A 16,679-nucleotide genomic window follows, 5' to 3' on the forward strand; every position below is an offset into this window, starting at 1 on the left:
GCTCAGCGCGGCGGGGCGTTGCGGTCGAGCTTGAGGCGCACCGTCAGGAACGGCCCGCGCCGGGTGTAGCGATCCTGCGCAAGATCGCGGTCGCGATAGCCGGTGACGTTGTAGCCTGCGCTGATCCACAAGTCGCGCACGGGCGAGACGCCGATGTTCGGCCCGGCGCTGAACGCCAGCGTGCGGCTGGTGATGCCGTGCTGGAGCGAGCCCTGCACCCCGAGGTCGACATGCGCGCCGAGGTCGCGGCGGACCTCCGCGCCGACGATCTGCGTAAGGCCGGTGTAATCGTCGCGTCCGAAGCTGCCGCGCACCCACTTGAGGCCATGATAGAGCGTCATTTCCACACCGTGGCCGTCGCCTTCCGCGCCGCTGCGGTAATTGACCGCGATGTTGTTGATCGCGCGCCGCGTCGCCTGGAACAGGTCGCCGCCCGCCGTGATGCCGAGCAAGTTGCCGACGATGGTGCCCGCGCCGGCCCGGTCGTCACGCCATTGCAATCGCTCGAGGATCGACCAGCGGCTGTCGATCGGTCGCCACGCCAGCGCCGCATCGGCGGTGAGCGACGAGGCATTGCCGATGCCGTACCAACGGACTCCGAAGGCGAGCGAGCGGCCTTCGCCCAGCGGTCGCAAGAGGTTGGTCGTCAGACCGAAGCGATTGCCCTGCGCACTGGCGCGATATTCGCCACGGCCGTTCCACGACCAGCGCGGGGCGCGATAGCTGGCGCCCATTGTAATTGCGGCATAATCACCGCCGCCATTGTCCTGTACGGTCACACCCGGAGCAAGCGAGCCGAAGGCGGAGATCGTCCCGGGAGCAGCGTGGCCGCGCAGCGTCGAGCTGGCGTCGAGCGAGGCGTCGACGATCCAGCGCGTGCCGAGCGGGAGCGACTGGCTGAGGCCATATTGCGCGAACAGCCGCTGCGCATCCTCGCGGCCCGACGCCTGTTGATTGAGCGTCGTCAATAGCTTGCCGCCGGTCCACGGCGCGACGTCGAACCCGACGCGCCCGGTCCGGGCGACACCTGGAGCGACTTCATAGCCGCCGATCAGTCGCACGCCCGGCGTGAGGCGGTAGCCGGCAAGCAATTGATGACGCGCGGGAAAGTCGCGGCTCTCTGCCGCGCCGCCGGGTGCGAATTGCGTCTGGCCGGTGACGGTCAGCTTGCCGTCGAGGACCGACTGCGTGCCGCCCAGTGTGAGCAAATGCGAGCTGCGGTCGCGCCCGGTGACGCCACGATCGCTGGCGAGTTGGGTGCCGGCGAAGACGGTGCCGCGGTCGCGCCGATATTCGAGCCGTGCATCGAGCGCGGTGCGCGTTTCGGGGCCGTCGAGCTGTTGCTGGTGCCAGCCGGTCGCGATCAGTGACACGCGCGGCGAAAGTTGCACGCGGCTGTCGACCCCGACACGGCGCGCGCCGGCCTCGACGACATTCTGCTGCGACACGCCGAAGTCGCGATCCTGCTGCCGCGCGTAGACCAGCACGTCGGCGCGCGGGCCGTGATGCTCGGCCTCGGCGAGCCACGCGCGGCCGGCGTCGAGCCCGCCGCGTCCGCCGCTCGCCGCCTCGGCGCGCAGCTCGGTGGTGGCGGTCAGTCGTGCGCGCAGGTCGACCGCGAGCAGGTCGGCGGTGGCGGTGGTCTCGTCGTGGAGCGCGGTCGCGCCGACCTCGACCTTGCCGCCCGCCAGCCGCACCGCGCCGCGCCCGCCAGCGACCTTCTTGCGGCCGCGGCCGTAGGTTTCGTAGTCGACGACGATCACCACCGGGTTGAGGCTCGGATCGCGGGTCAACACCGGCTCGCGGAAGCGGATCGTGCCCGCATCGGCGTCGATGTCGTAATCGATGTGGCGCGTCATCAGCGTGGTCGCGACGACGCGTTCGGGGCGGAAGCGGTCGCGGACCTCGATCCGCAACTTGTCGCTGTTGGGGACGATGTCACGCGCGGCGAGGCGGTATGGGCCGGACAGGCCGTTTCCGGGGATCTCGTCGCGCGCATAACGCTCGTCGGTGTGGGCGGCGAAGGCGCTGAACAGCAGGCGGCGACCGTCATATTCGGCCTTCACGCCGTTCAGCGTGCGGCTGTAGCGGCCGAGCCGCGTCGCGGTCAGCCCGGTCTCGTAATCGCCGAACAGCGCATAGACGTCGCGGCGCTCGAGCCGAAGGTACAATTTGCGGTCGGTCGGCGCGTCATAGCCCTGCCGCGTGCCGTCGCCGTAGACGGTGTAATAGCGGTCGGGGTCGATCGTGCCCAGCAGTCCGCGCGTGCGGTCGCGCTGGCGGTCGCTGTCATAGGCGAGCGTTGCGAGCCACGAACCCTTGATCCGTCCCTTGGCGTAGAAGGCGAGCTGCCCGTCACGCACCAGCCGGCCGCGCACCAGCGGCTCGCCATGGCGGCGCAGCGTGTCGAAGCCCAGCGTGCCCGCGCCGAAGCCGACGACGGTCAGCCCGCGCGCGGGAGCGGCGAGCCAGCCGGTAACGTCGATCGTGCGGCGGGTGTCGCGATCGGCAAGGTCGATCTGCGCGCGGACCTGCCCGCTCTGCATCGTCGGTTCGAGCGCGATGAAGGCGTAGCCGTCGTCGCCGACCACCTGCGCGCTGTGCGTCGTGCCGTCCGCGATGTGGCGGCGTTCCTGCGCGATCGCGATCTCCTCGGCGACCGCATAGGGCGCGGCGACGCGGACGGTGAGCAAGGTGCCGGCGCGCACCGGCTTTCCCTGCGCATCGGTGGCGCGCAGCGCGAGCAGCGGGCGGGTGAGGCCATCGGCGACGAGCCGGCTCTTGTCGGCGACCGCGACGACCTGCGCGGGCGCGCCGGCATAATGGACGACCTGCGACAGCGTCGCGGCGACGCGGCCATCGGCGTCGAGCACGCGCGCGACCAGCCGGTTGTCGCCCGCCACGACCGGCACACCCGACCAGCGCGCGATCGCGATCGTCCCGCCGGTATCGATGTCGGTGCCGTCAAAGGCGAGCGGGTCGGTGGCGACACCATTGATGGTCAGCGCGACGCGCTGACCGGGGCGATGCTTGATGACGACGCGGATCGCGGGCGCGCGCGGATTGTGATCGGCGGTCGGGAAGAGGAAGGCGGTGCCGGGCGTCTCGCCGACGAACCAGTCGCGCCCCGCGCCTGACGCCGCGCCGTCGCTGCGCACCGGGACCGGCAGCGCGGCGTCGGCGGTGGCGGTGCGGCCGGTCGGGCGGAGCTGAAAGTCGACGCGCTTGAGCAGGCCGCCGTCGCTCTCGACAAAGCGCGAGGTGGCGCTGCCGGCCTGCCGCGTGTCGGCGTCGCAGGCGACCGGTTCGTGGCTGGCGGGCACCGAGGCCCGGTCGAGCGCGACGACGTGCCGCCCGGCGCGAACGCCCTCGAAATGGTAGAGTCCGTCCTTGTCGGTGACGACGAACGTGCCGTCCTCGAGCAGCAGGCGGATGCCGCGCACGCCGCGCCGGCCCTGCGCCGGATCGCCACACGCGCCTTCGGTTACGCGGCCGATCACGGTGAAGCCGTCGCTGAACAGCAGCGGGCGGATGTTGATCGCCGCCGCTGCCTCGTTACCGGTGGCGCCAGCGCTGCCGCTCGCCAGCACGCGGTTGACGGTCTCGCCCGATTTCGCGCCCATCGCGATCGTCACCGCATAGCGCAGCTCAGCGGTGGCGCGCGGGGCGATGATCGGAATGACGAAGTCGAGCTTGTGCGCGTCGGTACCCCGCACGGGTTCGGCGGCGCCGCGCGTCGAGCCGGGTTGATAGCGCAAGGCGGCGGGAAGCAGGTCGGTCACCGCGATATTGCGCGCGGGCATGTCGCCGCGGTTGGTGACGGTCACGCGATACTGGACCACGTCGCCGGGAGCGGCTTCGCGCGTCGAGGCGGTCTTCGTCACCAACAGGACGGTGTCGCCGCTGCGGTCGAGCGGAATGTCGGAATAGAAGGGCTCGGGCGACTTGATCGTGAACGGCAAGCCGAACGACGCGTCGTTGATAAGAAAGGATTTCCCTCCTGGATCGCGCAATGTCGCCAGATCGGCGCGGTCGCGTGTCGAGGGCGCGGCGTACTTGCCGGGCGGAACGACGCGCAGGTGATAGGTGCCCGGCGCGACCAGAGGAAAGCGATAATTGCCGTTCGAGAAGGGATAGTGCCGGCCGCTCGCATCGTACGCGCCGCTGCCGCTGATCACGGTCGAGGGATAGGCGCTGATGCCGTCGTCGCCATAGACGGTAACAAGGTTATCATCGGCGTCGAGCAGCGACACCTCAGCGCCGTCGATCAACGCGCCGGTGGCGGAATCGAAGACGTAGCCGGCGGGGTCGACCAGCAGCAACGCCTCGCTCGCGTCGCTGAATTCGTTGCCCGCGAACGACATGCGCAGCTTCGGGGTGCGCGAGCGCGTGGGATCGCACGCCGACAGTTCCGGATAATCGCCGCCGCGCGGGACGCCGCCGGCGAAGACGCCGGTGTTCGCACCGGTTTCGAACAGCGGCAATTTGAACACGCCGCGGTCGGTGTCGACGTCGATGTAGCCGGTCTCGCGCACCGCCGGATCGTGGTTTTCGCCTGGCGCGTCGAGCACGATGATCATCGGCTGGCGCGTGTCGATCGTGCGCAGCGGCGCGGCGCGCGCGAGGTCGGCGGCGTCGATCGGCGCGGGCGAGAAGCGCAGCTCCGGCACGGTGTCGCACCGCATTCCGCTGAACTGATAGCCGATCGGCGGCAGGCGGAAGCTGAGCGCGGTCGGATGGCGCGTGCGGTCGACATCGAGCGTCACGGTGTTCGACGTGATCGTGGCGCGGGCATCGGGTGCGCCGAACGAGAGTTGCGCGGTATTCGCGATGCGCGTCGTCTGTGCCGCGACGGGCAGCGCGGCGAGCAGGCACAGCGCCACGATCACCAGCGTACGGGCATAGGCCAGCAGTGATCGGGCGGCGACAACGGGCATGAGGGATCCCTGCCCGGCGCGCGGGGGCGCGCCGGGGTGGTTGGTGGGGGTTAGTGGGTGCCTTCGCCCGGTGCCCGGCTACGCACCGTTTGTCCTGAGCTTTTCGGAGGGCGTGTGGCGGGACACGGGCTTCGACAGGCTCAGGCACGAACGGGGGAGATGATGCAGCCGATCGGCAATCGGCCTAGTCGATCGTGACCTTGAACGACGCGGCGACCGAGCCGCCGCCGCTGACAGTGGCGAGGTTGACCGTCACGTTCTTGCCGATCCCGTCGAAGGCGGCGGTGTAGCCGTCGGTTTCGGTGCCGTCGTTGTCGTCGTCATCCTCGGTCGAGCCATTGACGTTGCATGCCGCCCCCAGCGCGCCCGGGGTGCCGATCGAGATCGAGCCGGGAACGTAGGTGGTGTGGCCGGGGATCGCGTCGGTCAGCGTCACGCCGGTTGCGCCGGTGGTCAGCGTCGCGTTGCGGACAAGCAGGCAATATTCGACCGTCGCGCCGGGGATCGCCTTCGGGTTGGCGGAGCCGAGGCCGTCGGCCAGCACGCGCGCGGATTTGGTGACGCTGAGCGCGACATTGTTCACCGCGACGTGCCAGCCCGAATAGGCACGGCCCTGACCGTTGCGGGCGATGTCGCCGGTCAGACCGCCGTCGCTGTCGTCATCGGCGAAGACGATGTCGACGACATTGTCGGCGCCGGCGAGGTTGAGATCGGTGCCGATCAGGACCGCACCCTGCGTGTTCGCCTGGCCGCCAGCCGCAGCGATGACGTGGAGCGAGTTATAGGCATATTGCGCCCCGGGCTGATTGGGGACGTTGCCGACGATGAACACGGTCGCGGACGCATCGGGGGCGAGTTCGTCGATATAAGTCTGCGTATCGACACCCGCGTCATAGCGGCCGTTGCCGTTCGAATCGACATAGGCGCGCAGCGAGGTGACGTCGAAATTGTCGCTGCCGGGGAACAGCCCCAGCGATAGCGTCTGCTGATCGGGATCGAGCAGGAAATCCTGCACGTCGTTGGTCAGGTTGGTGACGCGGAAGGTGGTGACGACATTCTGGTCGCTCAGATTGACGATCGTCGGCCCGGTCTGCGCGGTGACGACGGTGAAGTTCACCTTCTTGTCGACGACGAACGATGCGGTGGTCGACTGGATCGACTGGTTGGTGCCGTTGACCGAATAGGTCACCGACGCGGTGTTGTCGATGCGCGTGCCGGCGGTGGTGAGCTGCGCGGCGGGCGTCTGCGCCTGCGCCGCACCGCTGCCGAGCGCGGCGGCCGCGACCCCGGCGAGCAGCAGCGCGATGGTCCTCTTCACGAACATGGGAACGTCTTTCCTTCAGCGATAATGGGGAGAGCGATCACTTGAGCACCGCCTGGAAGGCGAAGGTGCCCGACGCGCCGGGCGCGAGCGGGCGGGCGAGCCGCCAGCGGACGTGCGTGACAGCGTCGGGGCCGGCGTCACCAAGCTGCGCGAGCGTGCCGTAATGGCGGCCGTCGACCGACAGCTCGGGGACGGGGCTGTGCGGGGCGGGGGCGCGATAGGCGACGCCCTGCGGGACTGGATTGTCGAAGACGAGGTCGGCCAGCGGCTGCGCGCCGGTGTTGCGGTAGGCGAGCGTGAACACGACGCGGTCGCCGGGCACGACGCGCGCCGCCGGGACCAGGGTGATCCTCGTGCTGCCGTCGGCGGCGCGCTGTTTGGCCTCGACCATCACCTGCGACGTGACCTGCAGCGGCCCGGTGGCGAGCGCCGGCGCTGCGAGGGCGGTGGCGGCCAGCAGAAGGAGCGAGCGGATCGGCATAAGCATGTTCCTCACAGGATGATGGCGTTGAAGCGGATCTGGCGGACCGCGCCGGCGGGCATGTCGCCCAGCGCGACGCGCACGGTGGTGCCCTCCAGCCGGCCGGAATCCGCGAGCGGCTGGTCGTCGAGCGTGATGCTGCCCGGCACGAAGCGCATGCCGTCGGGGATGGCGTCGGTGATCTCGGCGGCGGCGCAGTCGCGTGCGAAGCGGGCGGTAAGCGTGTAGGTGACGACCGCGCCCGTGACCGCGCGCACGCCGCCGCCCGGCGCGGCGACCGACTGCGCCTTGTCGAGCCGGGCGGCGGGGGCGGTGGTCTCGACCAGCCGGACGGCGGCGCTGGCCCGCCCGCCGGTCGTGCCGACGGTCGTAGCGGCAGGAGTGTCGGCGGTGGCGGTGGCGGTGATCGCCGTGCCGGAGGTCAGCGTGCCGCTGGCGAGGACGAACAGGCGCTGCTGCGCGCCCGCCGCCAGCGTTATCGTCGTGGCGATGCGATCGCGCGCCGGATCATAGCGACCGTCGCCGTCGCTGTCGGCGGCGATCGTCGTGACCGTCACGCCATCGTGGTCGGCAGCGGCGCCCAGTCGATAGACGGTGGTAGCATTGCCGGGATTGGTGACGAGGAAGGCGAGCGGCTGCGGCGTGGTCGCGATCGCGACGGTGGGACGCTCCGCCGTAATCGCGGCCTCGACCAGCGCGCCGACCGCGATCGTGACGGTGTTGCTGTCGAGCGTGACGGGCGTCGCATCGCCCACGACCAGCGTCAGCCGCGCGGTGTTGGCGATCGTCGTTCCCGCAGGCGTCGCGGCGGCAAGCGGCGTGGCGGCCAGCGCCGCCACGATCGTCCCCCACCAGCCTGTTCCGCGTCGCGCCATCGAACTCCTCGCCCCACCAGTGCGGGCACGAGGGCCGTTGAGCGGCAGAAGTAGTTAAGCACCTGCTAGCTAAGCATCTGCACCATAAGCCAATTCGACCTAAGTCTTAGGCGGGGGCAAAGAGAGTGCGGTTCAGCCGGCACGATCCGGGGTCAGCCGCAGCAGCCGCCCGCCGTCGCCATCCTCGAGCAGCCACAGCGCGCCGTCCGGGCCGGTCATCACCGCGCGGATGCGCGCGCCCATGTCCCAGCGCTCGGCCTCGCGCGGGACGTTGCCGTCGAACGCGATGCGGATCAGCGCGGTCGAGGCGAGTCCACCGATGAACGCCGAACCACGCCACTGCGGGAACAGATTGCCTTCGTAGAAGGACAAGCCGGCCGGGGCGACGATCGGATCCCAATAGAGCGCGGGCTGCTGGAAGCGGGTGTTGCCCTTGTGCGACGGGATCGGCGTGTCGTCGTAGTTCTTGCCATAGGACACCAGCGGCCAGCCGTAATTGCGGCCGGGCTCGATCCTGTTCAACTCGTCGCCGCCCTGCGGTCCCATCTCCGTTTCCCAGAGCTGCCCCTTCGAATCGAATGCGAGGCCGTAGGGATTGCGGTGCCCGCTGCTCCATGTCTCGGCAGGGGTGAGGTTCGGAGCGGGCATCGTCGCCGTGCGGACCGCCGCCTTGGCGGCGGCGCCGGTATTTTCGGGCGGGTCGATGATACCGATCGTCGTCGACCCCGTCTTGCCCGTACCCGGATTGCCCGGCGCCGGCTTGCCGTCGAGCGTCAGCCGCAGGATCTTGCCCAGCGCCTGATCGGGGTCTTGCGCCGGGGTGAAGCGCTGCCGCTCGCCCGAGGTCAGGAACAGGTAGCGGCCGTCCGGCGAGAAGGCGATATAGCCGCCGAACTGCCCGCCCTTGCCGCGCGGAAGCTGACGCCAGACCACTTCAAGGTTCCTGAGCGCGGGCTGCGCGCCGCTGACGTCGAGCGTGGCGCGGGCGAGCGCCAGACCATCACCGCCTTCGCCGGGCTCGGAATAGGTGAGGTAAACCTGGCCGTTCTGCGCATAGGTCGGTGACACCGCGACGAACAGCAATCCGCCCTGACCCTCGAAATGGACGGCCGGAACGCCGGAGACCTGCTGCTTCTGCCCGTTGGCGGCAACCAGCCACAGACGGCCCGGCTTCTCGGTGACGAGCATCCGCCGGTCGGGCAGAAAGGCGAGCGCCCAGGGCGAGTCGAAGCTCGCGACCGGCGTCGCCTTGAACGGCTTGACCTTGGCGGGCGTGGCGCTGCCGTAATTGACCGGGGCGGCACTTGCGCCGGGGTTGGCGGTGGCCGCCTGTTTGGCATCCTGCGACGACCCACAAGCCGCAAGTATCGAGATCATCGCCACGGCGACCGGTAGTTGTCGAACCACGGAGTACCTTCCTGAAAGAGAAGCACGTTCTGGCCGACAAGCGAGCGGCGCACCAGCCTTGCTTCTCTGATGTGCCGCAACTTTTCAGAACCGGCATGGACGGCCGTGGCATGCGACGTGACAGCGGGGGGCGGCTGGTCGGATCGGAGAGCCGGGCAGGACTTGCGCCCGCGTCTCGGTGACGCGCGCAGCCTCATGATCGAGAGCGAGTTATCATATATGATCTATGATGAAGCTTGGGATCTCCAATCTTCAAGACGGGTAGATAAAGACGGCGTTTTATAATGTCGGGCGGCCGCCGGATACCACCGTCGCCGAGGCGCTGCAGCGCATTTCGGGCGTCCAGATCACGCGCAACCGCGGGGAAGACAGCTCGATCGCGGCAGCGGGCTTATCCAGGCGCCCCGCGGGGCCGGCACCTTGCCGAGCCATGGCGCCGGGCCGGCGACGTTTACTCGATCATCGCCGTGCCATAGCTCGCCAGCCGGAGGGTGCCGCCGACGGCGCTTCCCGACAGCAGGTCGCGCCCGCCTCTGGGCAGCGTCACGTTGGCGGGGGTGCTGCCGGTGTTCACGAACAGCGTGCGACCCTTAACGGTCCGCGCCACCACCCCGGCCGGCGTGACCGGCCCGCGCGCGATGCCGAGTTCGCCATAGAGCGAGCGCAATAGCGGCCCGAGCAGCGCCGCCTGCGGCGCCGCGGCCAGATAGATCGCTCGGCCCTTGCCGAAGCGATGCGATGTGATGGCCGGCGGGGCGTCAGGCAGGCCGTCGAACCTTGCCACGACGGTCGCACCGGCGGGCTCGAGCACCTCGTAATACGGGTCGGTACCGGTGATCGTCTGTCCATCGAACGTCATCTTCAGCGGTGTCGCCGCGCGATAGAAGGCGCTGGTGCGCAAGCCGAAGACGTCGCTCAAGCGGCCAGGCAGCGGCGTATCGAACCACTGGCCCGTCACGTCCGCCTTGGCCGAATAACCGGTCATCACCACCGTGCCGCCACGTTCGACGTAGCGACGCAGCGCGGCCGCCCCGGGCGCGTCCATGACATAGGCGCTGGGGAGCACCACCAGTTTGTAGCTGTCGATCGCATCATGCGCGACGTCGATCACCGCCGCGTCGACATTGTCCTCGAAGAACGGCTGAAACGCCGCCTTGGCCTGATCCTGGTAATTGCCGACGAAATATTGCTTCATCGTGTTCGGGCCCGGAGGCGGGGTGAGCAGCCAGTTGGTCTGGAACGAATAGCCGATCGCCACGGGCGGTGTGCCCTGCCGCGGGAAGCCCAGTGTCTGTACCTTGCGGAACTCGCTGGCGATCCGTTTGAACTCGTCGACCTTCCACGACGGCCGATCATCATGGTCGATCAATCCGAACAGCGATTGTTCCTCGCCGCCCAGATGCGAGTTGAACGTCCAGGCAAGGAAGGTTTGCGAGTAGGTGAGCAGCCCGAAATAGGCCCACATGCGCGAACGGCCCGGCGTGCCATAGTCGCCGCCGCCGCCCGCGGTGAACTCGTTGAACCAGACCGGGCGGGGGCTGCCCGCGCGCATCATCATCACCTGAAACGCCGCACCCAGCGCGTCACCGGGATAGAAACCAAGCGCGCCGAACGTGGCGTAGCGATCCCAGCTACGCAGGAAGTCGAAGCCCTTGTTGCCCGCCTCGGGCCAGAGGTTCGAGATTGCGGGCAGCCGCGGGGCGACGCGCGCGCGGACCGCGTCGATCTCCGTCAGCGCGGCGACCGTCTGCTCGGACCAGAAGCGATGCAGGTCGAGATTGCGCTCGTTTGGTCCGGGCCCGTCGCCATAAGGCAGGTCGACCGAGTCCCAGTCGGCGATCCGGCGTGACCAGCGTTGCGTGGCCCAGGCGGTGTTGAGCGCCTCGATCGAGCCGTAACGCTGCCGCAACCACTCCGTGAACCGCTGCTTCACGCCGGGCGAATAGGACATCGGCGAGCTGCCCACCTCATTGTCGTAGCCGACCGCGATCACAGCGGGATGCTTGCCCCAGCGCGTCAGCATCGCTTCCGCCAGCGCGGTGACGCGTCGCCGATAATCGGGATCGCTGATATCGTCCCAGTAGCGCGAGGCGGCGTGGCGGCGTGCACCGTCCTGCGACACGATGTCGGCGCCCGGATAGTTTTTGTGCAGCCAGCCGGGGGCGGGCAGGCCGGGCACGTCGAGGATTACCTTGATCCCGGCGGCGTTCATCTGGTCGAGCACGCGATCGAACCATTCGAAGCGAAATTGCCCTTCGGCGGGCTCGAACGAGTCCCACGAGAGGTCGCCCATCCGGACCATCGTGAAGCCCGCGCGCTTCATGATCGCGATGTCGGCGGCGATCTGGGCGGGAGAGCGGTCGACCGGCTGGTAACAGGCGCCAACGAACAGTCGGCCGTCGAGCGTCGGGGTCGGCACCAAGGCGGGAGCGGCGGCATCGGGGGCCGCGCGCACCGACGAGGCAGGGATCGCGATCCCGGCGACCAGGGCGAAGGCGGCAAGATGCTTGAGCGACATAAGCAGGCGGTTCCGTCAAGAAGAGGAAGAGCAGGATGATCAGGCGAAACTGACCTCGAACGCGCTGGCATGACGCGTCGGAAGTCGTTCGGGGCAGTCGATCACCAGCGCGCGATCGGTCTGCCGGAAGGTGACGGTGGTCGGATGGCCGAGCAGGCGGACTCGCCGGTCGAAGTTGTCGTGGTGCACGCCCATCGACACGAAGTAGCGGGCGCCCGCCGCGGCATGGCGCGGCATCAGTGCCTCGGGATCGAACCGCTCGGCGGTCCACAGCGGGATGATGTCCTTGTATCCGAAATCGGGCGGATGCCCGTACGTCTTCACGTGATGGGCGTAATGCGGGTGGCCCGGGCAATACATGAACCGCGCGTACCAGTCGCCCTGACGCGGCACTGCTTGCGGCCCCCGGTGCGCCCAGATCCCGGACCTGCCATCCCGAAAACAGTCGGGCGCCTGGTAGCCCAGCAGCGAGGCGACTGTCGGCGTGAAGCGGCCGGGCGCGATCGACGGTATACTGGCGGACGCCTCCCTGGCGATTGCGGCGGCGGCCAGCGATCCCGCCATGAACTCGCGCTTGCTCCAGCCCACCATCGCCGCACTTTCCCTGCCATTATCATACTTGCGGCGTGTTTTCATTTTGCAAGTTACGCGATGGTCGTATCTCCCTAGTTCAGCAGGTTGGTTGGCGGGGGGGCTCGTGTCGATCAGGCGTCAGCAGCGAACGATCGCTACACGGTCACCAACAAGCTGCTTTCGCTCGCCTATCGTTCGACACCCGCGTACAATCTGGTCGATGTCGCCCGCCGGTCAGGCGCCGGCTGGCAGTCGATTCCGGCCAGTCGTGCCACCTCGTGGTCATCAACGGGGGCAGCGGACTGATCATTGCGCGCAAGCACAATCCGGGCACCCGCGGTCTCGCCTTGCGGCTGGGGGCGCGCGTTGATCTTCTCGCAAGCTGTTCGGACAAGGTGTTGCTGGCATTCGCGGCCGACGAGGACCGCGTGACGACGATCGCGCGCGCATTGAGTGCGAGCGGCCCTGTCGACCGCGATGCGCTGAATCGGCAGCTCGCGTTGATCCGCAAGGGCGGGTTCGCGCAACGCAAGAGCCCGATCACATTGGGCATTAACGACCTCAGCTACCCGGTCTTCGGTTTCGACGGGCTGGTTGCCGCGGCGCTGACGATCCCGTTCCTTCGCCTGATCGACGGATCGCAGACAATCGACATCGATGCCGCGCGCGAGTTGCTTGCAAGTGCAGCGGCGGACGTCACGGGCAGCCTCGCGTCGACGGCGTAACTGCCGGGCCGACCGTCATGCGGGCGGCGCCACGTCCTGCGATAGCTCTGACGCGAGCGACGATACCAGGAGCGGGGGGGATGGTGCCCAAGGGCGGGATCGAACCACCGACACTGCGATTTTCAGTCGCATGCTCTACCAACTGAGCTACTTGGGCGCACCGCTTTTCAGCGGCGAGGCGCGTCCCCTAATCGGTGTCGGGGCGGCTGTCCAGCGATTCCGTGTCGATTGTTTCACCGGGCAGGCGATACCCCTCGCCAAGCCATTGCAACAGGTCGCGATCCTTGCAGCCGCGGCTGCAGAAGGGCGCATGGTCGGGCACCGTCGGGGCGGTGCAGATCGGGCAGCGGGACATGTTCATCAATCAAAATACGGGGCACGACCGGTGCGGCGTACCAGTGTTGCGATCCAATCGGGACGGGATTCGAGCCGCTCGCGCACCGCGGGGCGCAAACGCATCGCATTCGGCGCGTCGGGCGGAACACGTTCAAGCTGGCGCAGCGCCGCGCGGGCGGCGGCACCCGTCGGATCGTCGCGGACCCGCTCGGGCAGCGAGGCCCGGGGGCGCGGGCGGACGACCTGGAGGAAGCCGAAGCCGTTGACCGCGGTGCGCTCGAACGGTGGCGGCAGCGCGGCGTCGAGCGCGGCGGCGACCTCCTGCCGGAGCGCCTTGCCGGCGATGCTGGGAAAGTCGATGCCGATCGACCCGCCGATCGCGTGCCGGCGGATCGCGCGCGCGACGGCGGTGGCGGCGCGCACCGCGAGCTGATCGAGAGGGCCGTCTCCGTCGACGTCGAACAGCGTCATCGCCGGGGTCGGGGTCATGCGCAGCGCGCCGCCCGCGAAGGCGATCTCGCCGGTCCGCGCTTCCTCGATCACCTCCGACCAGCCCGCTGCCTCAAGCGCGTCGGGCTGATGTGGGCGGAGCGTGCGGACCGCGTGCGGCGAGGCGGTGATGCGCGCGAGCAGATCGGGACCCGCGGCGGGGGGGGCGTCGGTGACGCGCGCACGCGGACGCTTGGCGCGGCCGGGTTCGGGGATCGCCTCGCGCGTCACCTCGATCGTGGTCATCGCGCCGAGCGTCACGCCGGACGGGGCGCGGTCGAGCATCACCTCCTGCCCGTCGTCGAGCGTTGCGACCAGCTTTTCGGTCAGGCGCGCGCGCGCGACGGTGCCGACGCGCAGGGTCTCGGGCAGTTCGACGCGCGCGGCGAGGAGGCGGTCCCCGGCGACCAGCGCGGCGCGCGCCTCGCCGATCCCGTCCTCATAGAGCCATTCAGCCAACGGCGACGCCGCTCGCCGCGAGCAGCGCGCGGGTCTCGAACAGCGGCAGGCCGATCACGCCCGAATGGCTGCCGTGAAGGAAGCGCACGAACGCCTCGGCACGGCCCTGGATCGCATAGCCGCCGGCCTTGCCCAGCCCCTCACCGCACGCCACGTAAGCGTCGATCTCGGCAGGGGAGAGCGGCTTGAAGGCGACGATCGTGTCGGCGAGCCGGACGCGCTCGGTCCCGTTGGGCGCGATCGCGCAGACCGCCGACAGGGCATGATGGCGGCGCCCGGAGAGCAGCCCCAGCAACTCGCGCTGGATCGCCTCGTCGGCGGCGGGGGGCAGGATGCGGCGGCCGAGCGCGATCGTGGTGTCGCCGGCCAGCACCGCCTCGTCCGCCGCGCGCTGGACCGCGCGCGCCTTTTCGACCGCAAGGCGCAGCGCATAGGCGCGCGGCAGTTCGCGCGGCTGCGGCGTCTCGTCGATCTCGGGCGCGACGATCCGGTCGGGCACGACACCGATCCGCGCGAGCAGGTCGCGACGGCGCGGCGAGGAGGAGGCGAGGACGAGCCGGGTCATGATCGCACGCCCGGTCGCGGGCGCGAGGTTGAAATCAGGACGGGGCGCGTCAGGACGGGCCGGGGCCGCCGCGACCCGGCATGAAGCGGTAGGTGATCCGCCCCTTGGTCAGATCATAGGGGGTGAGTTCCACCAGGACTTCGTCGCCGACCAGCACGCGGATGCGGTTCTTGCGCATCTTGCCGGCGGTGTGGCCGAGGATTTCGTGATCGTTCTCGAGCCGGACGCGGAACATCGCATTGGGGAGCAGCTCCACCACCTGCCCGCGCATCTCGAGGAGTTCTTCTTTCGCCAAACGGGGTCTCTTTCGCGTTGAGTGCGCGCGGCCTTAGCCGAGAAGACGAAAAAAGGAAAGGCGCGCGAAGGAGGGCGCCGCAATGGCGCCCGCGTCGCCGGAGACATAGGTGAGGTGCGACGCCGGATCAAGTCCGGGGCGACAATGGCAACGGTGGTCAGCGCCCGTCGAGCAGGCTCGTCAATTCGCGCGACAGGCTTTCGAAGCGATAGGGTTTGGCGAGGAAACGACCGTCGTCGGGAATGTCGGCTCGCGACGGGCGGGTGTCACCCGAGGTGAGCAGGATGCGGATCGCCGGCCATCGTTCATGAACGATCTCGGCCAGCCTCAGTCCGTCCATCGACCCCGGCATCCTGATGTCGGTGAACAGCACCTCGACGTCGTCAGCCTCCTCCAGCACCGCCAGCGCCTCGTCGGCGCTCGCAGCCTCGATGACGGAATAGCCGGCCTCTTCGAGCGCATCTGCGCCGATCATGCGGACGAACAGTTCGTCCTCGACGATCAGCACCGTGGTGGGGGACCGTTTGGTCATTTCACGCCGACATGTCGTTGCTTAGGCAAGATAGCCACACCTTCGTTGGCGAGATGCACAGACATTCCGCCTCCGCACCTATCGGTCAACCCGGCGCTGGCCCAAAAAGGCCAATGCGGCGAGTCCCATCGCCGCCCCGGCGGCGGTGGCGGTGGCGAGCGGATGCCGGCCGGCCGTTTCATAGACGCTGAGGCGGCGGCCATGCTGATCCTGCGACCGCTCTTCGCCGTTGGCGACCGGCGCGGCGAGATTGTCGTGCGGGCTCGGCGCACGCTTCGGATCGCGCAGCCACGGCAGCAACGTGCCGCCGAGCCGATCGAGCAGCCTGGGAAAATGCTGCGCGGTCAGCACCTCCAGCCGCCCGGTGCCGCCCACCGTTACGTCACGGCGACGATGCTGCGCCGCGTCGAGGATCGCCTCGGCAACCAGTTCGGGATCATAGACCGGCGGCGGCAACAGCGCCGCGCCGTCGAGATGGTTGGCGGCATGGTCGGCGATCGGCGTGTCGATCCCCGACGGCTTGATGAGCGTCACCGAGATCGGCAGGCGATCGGCGTTGATTTCGATCCGCAGCGAATCGACATAGCCTTTCACCGCATGCTTGCTGGCGGCGTAGGCGCCCATGCCGGGGCTGGGAATATCGGAGACGATCGAGCCGATCGTGATGAGCGCGCCGCCGGCGCGTTGCAGATGCTCGACCGCCGTGAGGCAGCCGTGAACCGCGCCGAAATAATTGGTGCGCAACAACTGCTCATGCTCGTCCATCGGCGTGTCGAGCAACTTGGCGTAGATCGCGACGCCCGCGTCGTTGACCCAGGTGTCGATCCGGCCGAAGCGCTCAACGGCCTTCGTCGCCGCGCGTTGAACGTCGCGCAGGTCGCCGACATCAGCGGTCGCGAATTCGGCATGGCCGCCAGCGTCGGTGATCTCGCGCACGATCCGCACCAATGCGTCGCCGTCGCGCGACACCAGTACGACGCGTGCACCGCGCCTGGCCGCGAGACGCGCCGTGACAAGGCCGATCCCGGAACTGGCACCGGTGATGACCATGACCTGATCGGCAAGCGGCTTGAGGGTCGGGGTCATCGGCCGCCTCCCGTTTCGGACGGAGGACGCGGCGGCGCTGGGCGCGGATCGAGCATCGTAAGTCATTCCATTATTTT

Annotated in this window: 14 protein-coding genes and 1 tRNA gene; 1 reads left to right on the forward strand and 14 read right to left on the reverse strand. The window is 68.9% G+C overall.

The window, feature by feature from the left end:
* Positions 1 to 2: 2 nt before the first annotated feature.
* The 7 genes from ACI2JO_RS12480 to ACI2JO_RS12510 form a co-directional block, all read right to left on the reverse strand.
* Complete coding sequence (locus ACI2JO_RS12480; RefSeq protein WP_404721020.1) at positions 3 to 4,937, reverse strand: hypothetical protein; 4,935 nt, start codon at positions 4,935 to 4,937, stop codon at positions 3 to 5.
* A gap of 184 nt (positions 4,938 to 5,121) precedes the next feature.
* Positions 5,122 to 6,261: a hypothetical protein gene (locus ACI2JO_RS12485; protein ID WP_404721021.1), complete on the reverse strand. Its 1,140-nt coding sequence runs from the start codon at positions 6,259 to 6,261 to the stop codon at positions 5,122 to 5,124.
* A 37-nt stretch (positions 6,262 to 6,298) separates the two neighbouring features.
* Entirely contained in the window at positions 6,299 to 6,742 is a 444-nt protein-coding gene (locus tag ACI2JO_RS12490) for a hypothetical protein (protein WP_404721022.1), read from the reverse strand.
* An 11-nt stretch (positions 6,743 to 6,753) separates the two neighbouring features.
* The gene (locus ACI2JO_RS12495; protein WP_404721023.1) at positions 6,754 to 7,617 is read right to left on the reverse strand and encodes a hypothetical protein; all 864 of its coding nucleotides are present in this window, start codon (positions 7,615 to 7,617) and stop codon (positions 6,754 to 6,756) included.
* A 132-nt stretch (positions 7,618 to 7,749) separates the two neighbouring features.
* Positions 7,750 to 9,024, reverse strand: coding sequence for a PQQ-dependent sugar dehydrogenase (locus tag ACI2JO_RS12500; protein WP_404721024.1), 1,275 nt, complete (start codon positions 9,022 to 9,024; stop codon positions 7,750 to 7,752).
* 451 nt (positions 9,025 to 9,475) lie between these two features.
* Positions 9,476 to 11,542, reverse strand: a complete 2,067-nt coding sequence (locus ACI2JO_RS12505; RefSeq protein ID WP_404721025.1) for a beta-galactosidase — start codon at positions 11,540 to 11,542, stop codon at positions 9,476 to 9,478.
* 39 nt (positions 11,543 to 11,581) lie between these two features.
* Positions 11,582 to 12,133 (reverse strand): alpha-L-fucosidase, encoded by a 552-nt coding sequence (locus tag ACI2JO_RS12510; RefSeq protein WP_404721026.1) that lies wholly within the window; start codon positions 12,131 to 12,133, stop codon positions 11,582 to 11,584.
* Between the two features lie 260 nt (positions 12,134 to 12,393).
* Here ACI2JO_RS12510 and ACI2JO_RS12515 point away from each other — a divergent pair, with 260 nt between their 5' ends.
* Positions 12,394 to 12,840: an IclR family transcriptional regulator C-terminal domain-containing protein gene (locus ACI2JO_RS12515; RefSeq protein ID WP_404721027.1), complete on the forward strand. Its 447-nt coding sequence runs from the start codon at positions 12,394 to 12,396 to the stop codon at positions 12,838 to 12,840.
* An 81-nt stretch (positions 12,841 to 12,921) separates the two neighbouring features.
* Here the strand turns inward: ACI2JO_RS12515 and ACI2JO_RS12520 are convergent.
* From ACI2JO_RS12520 to ACI2JO_RS12550, 7 genes are all read right to left on the reverse strand, one after another.
* Positions 12,922 to 12,997 (reverse strand) — tRNA-Phe (locus ACI2JO_RS12520).
* 30 nt (positions 12,998 to 13,027) lie between these two features.
* Positions 13,028 to 13,201, reverse strand: coding sequence for a DNA gyrase inhibitor YacG (locus ACI2JO_RS12525; RefSeq protein ID WP_404721028.1), 174 nt, complete (start codon positions 13,199 to 13,201; stop codon positions 13,028 to 13,030).
* Positions 13,201 to 14,124, reverse strand: a complete 924-nt coding sequence (locus ACI2JO_RS12530; protein WP_404721029.1) for a ribonuclease — start codon at positions 14,122 to 14,124, stop codon at positions 13,201 to 13,203. Before ACI2JO_RS12530 ends, ACI2JO_RS12525 begins: the two co-directional genes overlap by 1 nt.
* A complete protein-coding gene (locus tag ACI2JO_RS12535) occupies positions 14,117 to 14,689 on the reverse strand; it encodes a Maf family protein (protein ID WP_404721030.1) in 573 nt (190 codons plus the stop codon). Before ACI2JO_RS12535 ends, ACI2JO_RS12530 begins: the two co-directional genes overlap by 8 nt.
* A 49-nt stretch (positions 14,690 to 14,738) precedes the next feature.
* A complete protein-coding gene (infA, locus tag ACI2JO_RS12540; RefSeq protein WP_022685627.1) occupies positions 14,739 to 14,984 on the reverse strand; it encodes a translation initiation factor IF-1 in 246 nt (81 codons plus the stop codon).
* Positions 14,985 to 15,141: 157 nt separating this feature from the next.
* The gene (locus tag ACI2JO_RS12545) at positions 15,142 to 15,516 is read right to left on the reverse strand and encodes a response regulator (RefSeq protein WP_404721031.1); all 375 of its coding nucleotides are present in this window, start codon (positions 15,514 to 15,516) and stop codon (positions 15,142 to 15,144) included.
* Positions 15,517 to 15,594: 78 nt separating this feature from the next.
* Positions 15,595 to 16,602, reverse strand: coding sequence for an SDR family oxidoreductase (locus tag ACI2JO_RS12550; RefSeq protein WP_404721032.1), 1,008 nt, complete (start codon positions 16,600 to 16,602; stop codon positions 15,595 to 15,597).
* Positions 16,603 to 16,679: the final 77 nt, after the last annotated feature.

The sequence above is a fragment of the Sphingomonas sp. NPDC079357 genome (genome assembly GCF_044901155.1).
In the GTDB taxonomy this organism is placed as follows: Bacteria; Pseudomonadota; Alphaproteobacteria; order Sphingomonadales; family Sphingomonadaceae; genus Sphingomonas.